Raw genomic sequence first — 8,097 nt, forward strand, 5'->3', positions numbered from 1 at the left:
TCCAATAAGAAAGGTGACGGACCGATCAGCAAAGACCCAAATAGAGCCAACACGATGAGGGCGGCACCGAGTGGGTATCGTAAGCGTGGAAATGTACTTTTCATTTTGGGATATCGTCGCTTGGCTTGTGGACGACTGGCGTGACGACCGATTCGGTACGCCTGCCGTTGATTGTTTCACACACAACAGTGGATGGTAGACCCGCCTGCAAGGCAGGCACGAAGGCTGGCAACACTCCCGAGCTGTAGTAGTCGGCATTGCCTTTGATAATGAGCTGGCGCTGCGCCGGTTCTGCCGCCAGGTAGATTGCAAATTTTTTCTTGAAGTCATTCCATCGGGGGATGGATGGTCGCACTGGATTGCGGATATCGCCTTGTAATCGCCAGTCGGCAACGGCGCACAAATATTCATAAAACCTTGGATCACTGCTCGCCTTCCCGCTGCCGATGGCCACGTCATACGCCGTCACGTTGCGATGGTTTTCCGCGTTGCCGATGATGGCCCCGTGGAAGGATTTTGGGCTGACCTCGTTCTGCCAGCGCTTGCGCGCCTCGTTCGGCGTTTCTTCGCGATTCACAAGCAGATTGTCGCCACCACCCGGATGGCGCGAGACGCGGTCGATCTTGCATTGGTCGCCTGCTTCCTTGCCCAGGTTCAGGGCTTTTTCCACCTGATCGCGCTGGCCCGAGCCGAACATGCCGACGCCGTATTCGGGAATGCGATGCTTGAGCGGCCGCGGATCGGCATTGATTTCCTGCTTGCGCATCCGCAAACCTTTCTTGCTGGTCACCGCGATGGCTGCATCGATTGGGTCGACTTCCTCGCACGGTCCTTGCTGGTCGCGCGGCAGCCTTGCCTGGTCGGAATCCTTCGGGAATTGCCCAGGGCGGATCTCGCCGCCGTCGAGCACGGCTTTCCCGGGTACGCGCAAGGCTTCGCCATTGATCGTGCGCAAGCCTTCGCGCCGACCCGCTTCCGTGGAAAAGATATTCCATTTGCTGGGTTTGACGGGCGGCCATGGCGCCTCGTCGTGGTTGCCGCGGTGGCCCCGGTTGGCGCCGGCCACGTGGGCATGGTCGTCCTCGCCTTCCAGCCGCAGGGCGAAGTCGTGCGGCGGCAGGCCTACCAGCACCGGCCCATTGTTTTTGCCAGCCGCATCGGGGCGCTGTTTGTTGGTAAAGACACGCTGGTAAAATCCTTTACCCAGTTCCGCTAGCGGTTGCCGGCGCTGGAAATCCTTTTCCCAGTAGGTGGGGCCATCACCCCAGATGCTTTTGTCCGTCTTGCCCTTGGTTTTGGACAGGCCATGGCCATCGATGTGGTCGGGTATGCCTTGCCAGCCGATGCCCTGCATATTATCCAGCGCTACAGTCATGTCTTCGGGGCAAAAGTACAGGTAGACCTTGCCCCGGTTGTCGCGGTCCGCTTCCGCGCGCCATGCCGCGCCTGCCATCCCATGGCAGACGGTGTGATCCTTGATTTGTGTAAAGGCGGGCGTGGCATGCCTTTTTGCCACCACGCCTTGTACGATCTGCGCCAGGGTTTGCAGGCGCGCATGCAGCGTCTGGCGGTTGTTGATGGCGTCGTACTGGCTTTCCATTACCGCATCCCGGCCGCCGCCAAAGATGCGGCTCGATTCCGCCGCGCCGAAGAACATGGTCGTGTCTTCCACCAGGCTGTAGGGCGGATGCGTGAGGATCAGCGTGTCGGCGGGTCGCTTGCCTTCGTCGAGCAGGAAGGCTTGCGCCAGCAGCGAGATCAAGCAGCCCTGGCTGTGCGCGACGATGGAAACCACGTCGTCGCTGTCGTAATCGCGGATCATGGCGATGAGCGCGGCCAGGCGCTTGGCCGCCAGCACCATGTACATGCGGCCCGGCGCCGTCTTCAAAGGGCGTACGGGGTCGCCGCCCACGTCGTACGGAGAGAATAATCCCTTGTTCCACATGTCGGGCAGGGTATTGGTGGCATTGCCGAACGGGCCGCCGTTCTTCGACATATCCTTGTCCAGGCGGTTGCCATAGCGGTCCGTGTTCTGGCCGTTGACCACTTTGCTGGCGTTGCCTTGTTCGCGAAAGCCCCAGTAAAACGGGATGACGGGGCTGTACGTCGTGTCATCCGGCTGGCGCTTGAAAAATACATCGTCCGGATCGGCCAAGGCTTCCTTCTTGTCGGATGCCTGCGGCAGGCGGTAGGTGGCCGGGGTGAACACGTGGCCGCCGCCATACATGCGCGCATCGAGTCCCTGGCAGAGTCCTTTTTCCACGGCGCCAAAACTGGTGCCGACGTCGTTCACGCCATGGATGACGATGACGTTGCCGGGCAGTTCAGGGCGGATGCGCACGATGGCGTCGTTGAGGCGGCCGCCATGGAGCAGGGCGCTACTCTTGCCGCTGGTGTAGGGAAGTTTTGGATATGCCATCGCCGCTCCATGCTGACCAGACAGGACAGTGTAGAGGGGCGGGACGGCGGCTTAATTGCGTTTACGCAAGCATTGCGGGGAGAGGGCCGCCTTATGGCGCACTGAGGATCTTCGTCAGCGCAATCCGATACGCGGGCTGCACCTCGCCATTCTTGTCCAGCTTGTCCGTCATGATCACGCCGAAGCCTTGCGCGTACCACACGTATTCGCCACTTTTGCCTTTGCTTTTTCCGCCCACGTCATGCAGTTCGAACTTGCAGGCGTCGGGGAAGCGGCGGCCGCCCAGTTCCAGGCGTTCCCAGCCCAGGAAGGTGATGGAGAAATTGCGCTCGTCCGTGCGCGTCGAGGTGGTGATCTTGTCGGACAGGCCCGCCAGCGGGTAGTGGGTGCTCGTTTGCGTGTCCGAGAATTGCACGCGCACTTCCTGGCCGGGGCGCATGTTGGCGGGGATGGCGGACTGCGGCGTGTAAACGTTCTTGCTGCGCACTGTGCCGTCTTCGTTGTAGTGGACGTTGCCCGTCAGGAATACCTGGCCGTCGCGGATGTCCTGGTAGGACGTGGCCAGCAGCACGCCGCCATTGAGGATCAGCTGCGTGCCCTTTTGTTTCTTGCCCTCGAATAGTTCCTCGACGTTGACTTGCGCGTCGCCATTGTTCTTGCTGAACTTGACACCCGTCGTCAGTTCCATGCACTCGCCCACCGTGGGCGCCGCCTGTACGCTCGCGGCCGTCAATACCCCTGCCGCCATCATTCCACACCATGCTGCTTTCATTGTCTTCCTGGCTATTTTGCAAAGGCGCGATGATAGCGTGCCTGAAAGCAACGTGGCGCAGCGCTGACACTATTTCGTGGGGGCGACGGGGATGCTGGGCACTGCTGGCGTCGACGCTGGCGGCTCGGTTGGCGCGCCGGTGTGGGGCTTGTTTTCCGGGTTGGCTGCCGGCTTCCCGCGCCGCGTGCGTTTGTCCGTGCGAGTTTTGCTGGTCTTGCCGTCGTGGATCAGCTTGCCTTTGTTGTCGAGCTTGTCGGAGGCATCCGATTGCTGGCCCGGATCCCTGGCATTGTTGGTGTGGTTGCCCGTCTGGTTCAGATTCGTTGTCGACTGGGCTTGCACCCAGGCGCCGCCAACGGTCATCAGGGTGGCGGCCAGCAAGAGAGCGGGAGTTTTCATGGTGCGTGTCCTGTGTAGAAAGTTGGAATACTGCTGTCGAGACTCGATTGTCACATGCATGCCGCCGTTTCCAAGTAGGAATATGCCGCATGCGTGTGTGAGCATATTGCCAGTGTTCAGGCATGCTGGATCGCACGCAAGCGCAGGCGCCGCGCGCTCAGGCCGTCACGCACGCACCACGCCAGCGAGATGGCGCCCATGGCGGCCAGCCACTGGCCGGGGCCACCGGGCGGCAGGACTTGCATGGCCGTCGGCAGGGCCAGCCAGCCGGGCAGCGCCTGCAGCAGCAAGGTGGCGATCACGCCTAGGTTAATGAAGAGCAGGACGTGCAGGATGCGCTCCGGGACGGGCAAGCGGCGCGTGTTGCCTTCGATCACGGTGTCGCGCAGCGAGACGAGTATTTCCGCCAGCAGCAAAGCTACAGGCCAGCAAGTGAGCCAGCCATGCCAGCTGAACAGGCCCAGCGAGGGGAACAGCAGGCCGAAGATGGCTTCGCGGGCGCTGTGCAGGCGCTGCTCGGCGGCCGCACCCGGGCGCGACGGCAACCGCACGAGCAACTCGTGGTTGAGGATGACGTCGGCCCCGCCCAGCAGGCCGTGCAGCAGCAGCGCGGCCTGCAGCGCCTTCATGGCTATCCCGTGCCGCGTTGCTGGCGTTTAGCGGCCAGGCTGGCGCGGCGGTACCACGCCCGTGTTGCCCGACGTGCCAGAGGTGCCGGTATTGCCGGAAGTTCCCGATGTCCCCGATGTCCCCGATGTCCCCGACGTGCCTGTACCGCCCGTATTGCCGTTCATGTTTTGCGTGCCGCTGCGCGCGGCGTTGCCTGCGGACTGGCCAGCGCTGCCCGGGGCGCCGCCGCCCGAGTTGGTGCCGCTGGTGGGTTGTCCCGCGCTGGTCGATTGTCCCGTATCGTGGCTGCGCGATTTGCCGGATTTCTTGTGCTGTTTCTTGCCATTCTTGCGCGTCGTCGTCGCGTCGTCTTGCGATGTGTTTTGCTGCGCGGACGTACCGGTGTTGCCAGTGCCCGTCGATTGGGCCTGTGCCAGGGCGCTTGCACTAGCGAACAGCAGGATGGCCAGCATCAATGCGGATGGTTTCATGGGAACTCCTTCTCTTGGCAGGAAGTGGAGTCACGATTCTGGCATGCGCGGGCAGGCCGGCAAGTAGGAGCGCGCCGCCCGCGGCTGTGGGTGCATGGCTGGCCGCGGCGCAGGCCTCAGCGGAACTGCTCGGTGGAAATATCGAAGCGCTTGAGCTTGTCGTACAGGGTTTTCTTCGGGATATTCAAAGCTGCAGCCGCGTCGATGACGTTGCCGTTGTGGCGGCGCAAGGCTTCCTCGATGATGGAAATCTCGAAGGTGTCGACTTGCTCGGCCAGCGACGCTTCGCGGCAGCCGGCCGGGCTGAGGGTGTCGTCAAGCAAGCCCAGCACGAAGCGGTCGGCCACATTGTGCAGCTCGCGCACATTGCCGGCCCAGCGCTGCGCCATCAGCGAGGCGATCAGTTCGCCGCTGACGAGGGCGGCCGGCTGGCCATAGCGCAGCGCCGCCTGCAGCACGAAAAATTCGAACAGCAGGGGGATATCTTCGCGCCGGTTGCGCAGGGCAGGCAGGGTCAGGCTGGCCACGTTCAGGCGGTAATACAGGTCGGGCCGGAATTTGCCCTGTTCCGCCAGCACATTCAAGTCTTCCTTGGCGGCGGCAATGACGCGGAAATTGACGGAAATCAGTTTATTGGAACCGAGCCGCTCCACCTGCCGCTCCTGCAGCACGCGCAGCAGCTTGACTTGCAGGGCCAGCGGCATGCTTTCGATTTCATCGAGAAACAGGGTACCGCCGTTCGCGTATTCGATCTTGCCGATGCGCTGGCGCTGCGCGCCCGTAAACGCGCCTTCCTCGTGGCCGAACAGTTCCGACTCGAAGATCGATTCGGGCAGGGCGCCGCAGTTGATCGCCACGAAAGGGTGGTCGCGCCGCTCGCTGAAGTCGTGCAGGCAGCGGGCGATCAGTTCTTTTCCCGTGCCCGTTTCGCCGAGGATGATGATGTCGGCCGATTTCGGCGCCAGGTTCAGCACCAGCTGGCGCACCTTGGCCATGGCCGCGCTGCGGCCCACGATGCGCGCTTCGATGCCGACCCGCTGCTCGAGCTGGCGGCGCAAGTTCATGTTTTCCAGCACCAGGTGGCGTTTATCCAGGGCGCGGCGGCACACTTCCACCAGCAAGTCGGCGGAGAACGGTTTTTCGATGAAATCGTAGGCGCCACGGCGCATGGCGCCCACGGCCATCGACACGTCGCCGTGGCCCGTGACGAGGATGACGGGCAGGCTGGCATCCTGTGCCACGGCGATATCGAGCAGTTTCAAGCCATCCATGCCGGGCAGCTTGATGTCGCTCAATAAAATGCCGGCAAATTCAGGCACCAGGTAGGGCAGCGCTTCCTCGGCCGTGGCGACAGCCGTCACTTGCAGGCCCGCCAGTTCCAGCGATTGCCGGGCGCCCTTGCGCACGACGGCATCGTCTTCCACTAGCAGCACTTGCATGCCTTCAAAATTATTCTCGTGCATTCCCTATTCCTTCGTCTCTATCTTATGCTCCCCCGGGGCGCAGCTCAGGGTGATGGTAAATTGTGCGCCGCCCCCTTCCTGCGCGCTGCGGTTGCGCACGGCCAGGGCGCTGCCGGCCGCGCGCAGTATGCCTGCGCTGATCGATAATCCCAAGCCCAGCCCGTGTTCCTTGGTGGTATAGAAGGGGTCGAATATCTTGTCGAGCGAGGCCAGCGGGATGCCGGGGCCATTATCGGTGATATGCAGCACGGCGAGGTCGCCTTCGCGGCGCACCTGGAACCAGATCTGCACGGGTTCGCTTTCCGGCACGGCATCCATGGCGTTGGTGATCAGGTTGGTGAACACTTGCTCCAGGCCGATGGCGTTGCACAGCACGATGATGTCGTCCTCATGCCAGTTTTCATGCAGGGTCAGGCGCTGCGAATGCTTGCGCGTGCGGATTTGCAGCATGGTTTGCGCAAATGCCTGGCGCACGCTGACGGGCTTGCGGGCATCGTCGCTGCGCCGCGCAAAGCCTTTCAATTGCGACGTGACATAGCCGAGCCGCTTGACGAGGTCGGAAATGGTCGACAGGTTGTCGAGCGCATCGTCGATGCGGCCCCTTGCCAGAAACACCTTGGCATTGTCGGAAAACGTTTGCAGGGCGGCCAGCGGCTGGTTCAGTTCGTGCGTCACGCCGGCCGCCATCTGGCCGATGGCCGCCAGCTTGCCGCTTTGCACCAGTTCCGCCTGGGCATAGCGCAGGGTCTGTTCGGCCCGCTCGCGCTCGGCCACCTCGGCTTGCAGGCGGCCGTTCGCGTGGACCAGGTCGGCCGTGCGCTGTTCGACCTTGATTTCCAGCTGTTCATAGGCGCGCGCCAGGGTTTGCTGCGCATTGAGCTTGTCGGCGATGCGGCGCCGGCGCTGGCGCGCATACATCAGGGCCAGCAGCAGCAAGGCCCAGCCCAGCGCAGCGGCGATGGCCGCGTTGCGCGCCGCCTCGTCAACCTGGTCGAGTTCGGCCAGCACGGTGATCTGCCATTGCAGCGGACCCAGGGCGCGGTTCACGGCGAGGTAATCCACCTTGTCCGCGCTGCCGGACAGGGCCGGCGTATCGCCCGTTTGCGGTCGTTCCAGGGTCATCACGCTGGCGCCGTCGGCGAACTGGCGGCTGACACGGTGCGGCAGGATGGGCAGATTTTCTTGCAGGAACTGGCGCTGTTCGCTGATGTTGTTCTTCGCGGCCGCCGACAGCGGGGCCAGGGTCTTGAACTTGAAGGCGGGTGTGGTGGCCAGGATCAGCACGCCATTTGCATCCTTGACCCAGATCTGTTCGCCCGCGCCGGGCGTGCGCCACGATTGCTCGATCCAGTCCAGGTTGACCTTGGCGGCGACGATGCCGATGATGCGCCCGTTGCGCTGCACGGGTTGCGAAATGAAATAGCCGGCTTCGAAGGTCGAGGCGCCGATGCCGTAGAAGCGGCCGATGCCGCCCGCGAACGCATCCTTGAAGTAGGGCCGGAAACCGTAGTTGACGCCGACATACGAGCTGCGCTCTTGCCAGTTGCTCGACGCCAGGGTCGTGCCCTTGTCATCGAGCACGTAGACGGCAAAGGCGCCCGCGCGGCGGTTCATGTCGACCAGGTAGGCGTTGATCTGCGTGACCTTGTCGGCGCTGGGCTGCTCCAGCAATTGTGCCACGGCATCGCTCTGGGCCACGGCCAGGGGCAGGAATTCGTATTTATTGAGGGCGCCGCCGATGGACGCCGCATACAGTTCCGCGCGCGAATCGAGGGTGCGGTGCAATTCATCGAGCTGGCGCTGCTGGACCCAGGCATACGATGCCCACGTCAGCACGACCAGCGATCCCACGGCCAGCATGGGGACGAGCGCGGGTCTCAGGGTCCGTTTGCCGAATGCCATGGTGCTCCGTGTGTCGGGTTAAATTCTCGGGTTTGTTACGAC

The 8,097-nt window shown here is 62.9% G+C and carries 7 protein-coding genes; all 7 read right to left on the reverse strand.

What is annotated here, in order from left to right; genetic code table 11:
• Window positions 1–100 precede the first annotated feature (100 nt).
• On the reverse strand, window positions 101–2,419 hold the full coding sequence (locus tag HWE17_RS09670) for a DUF3274 domain-containing protein (RefSeq protein WP_176388619.1): 2,319 nt from the start codon (window positions 2,417–2,419) through the stop codon (window positions 101–103).
• Window positions 2,420–2,510: 91 nt separating this feature from the next.
• Window positions 2,511–3,191, reverse strand: a complete 681-nt coding sequence (locus HWE17_RS09675) for a hypothetical protein (protein WP_176388620.1) — start codon at window positions 3,189–3,191, stop codon at window positions 2,511–2,513.
• Window positions 3,192–3,260: 69 nt separating this feature from the next.
• Entirely contained in the window at window positions 3,261–3,590 is a 330-nt protein-coding gene (locus tag HWE17_RS09680) for a hypothetical protein (protein WP_176388621.1), read from the reverse strand.
• Between the two features lie 116 nt (window positions 3,591–3,706).
• The gene (locus HWE17_RS09685; protein WP_176388622.1) at window positions 3,707–4,219 is read right to left on the reverse strand and encodes a hypothetical protein; all 513 of its coding nucleotides are present in this window, start codon (window positions 4,217–4,219) and stop codon (window positions 3,707–3,709) included.
• Window positions 4,220–4,246: 27 nt separating this feature from the next.
• Window positions 4,247–4,690, reverse strand: coding sequence for a hypothetical protein (locus HWE17_RS09690; RefSeq protein ID WP_176388623.1), 444 nt, complete (start codon window positions 4,688–4,690; stop codon window positions 4,247–4,249).
• 116 nt (window positions 4,691–4,806) lie between these two features.
• Window positions 4,807–6,153: a sigma-54 dependent transcriptional regulator gene (locus tag HWE17_RS09695; protein WP_070224931.1), complete on the reverse strand. Its 1,347-nt coding sequence runs from the start codon at window positions 6,151–6,153 to the stop codon at window positions 4,807–4,809.
• A 3-nt stretch (window positions 6,154–6,156) separates the two neighbouring features.
• Window positions 6,157–8,055, reverse strand: coding sequence for an ATP-binding protein (locus HWE17_RS09700; protein WP_176388624.1), 1,899 nt, complete (start codon window positions 8,053–8,055; stop codon window positions 6,157–6,159).
• Window positions 8,056–8,097 lie beyond the last annotated feature (42 nt).

Source organism: Janthinobacterium sp. BJB401 (assembly GCF_013372745.1).
Classification (GTDB): domain Bacteria; phylum Pseudomonadota; class Gammaproteobacteria; order Burkholderiales; family Burkholderiaceae_D; genus Janthinobacterium; species Janthinobacterium rivuli.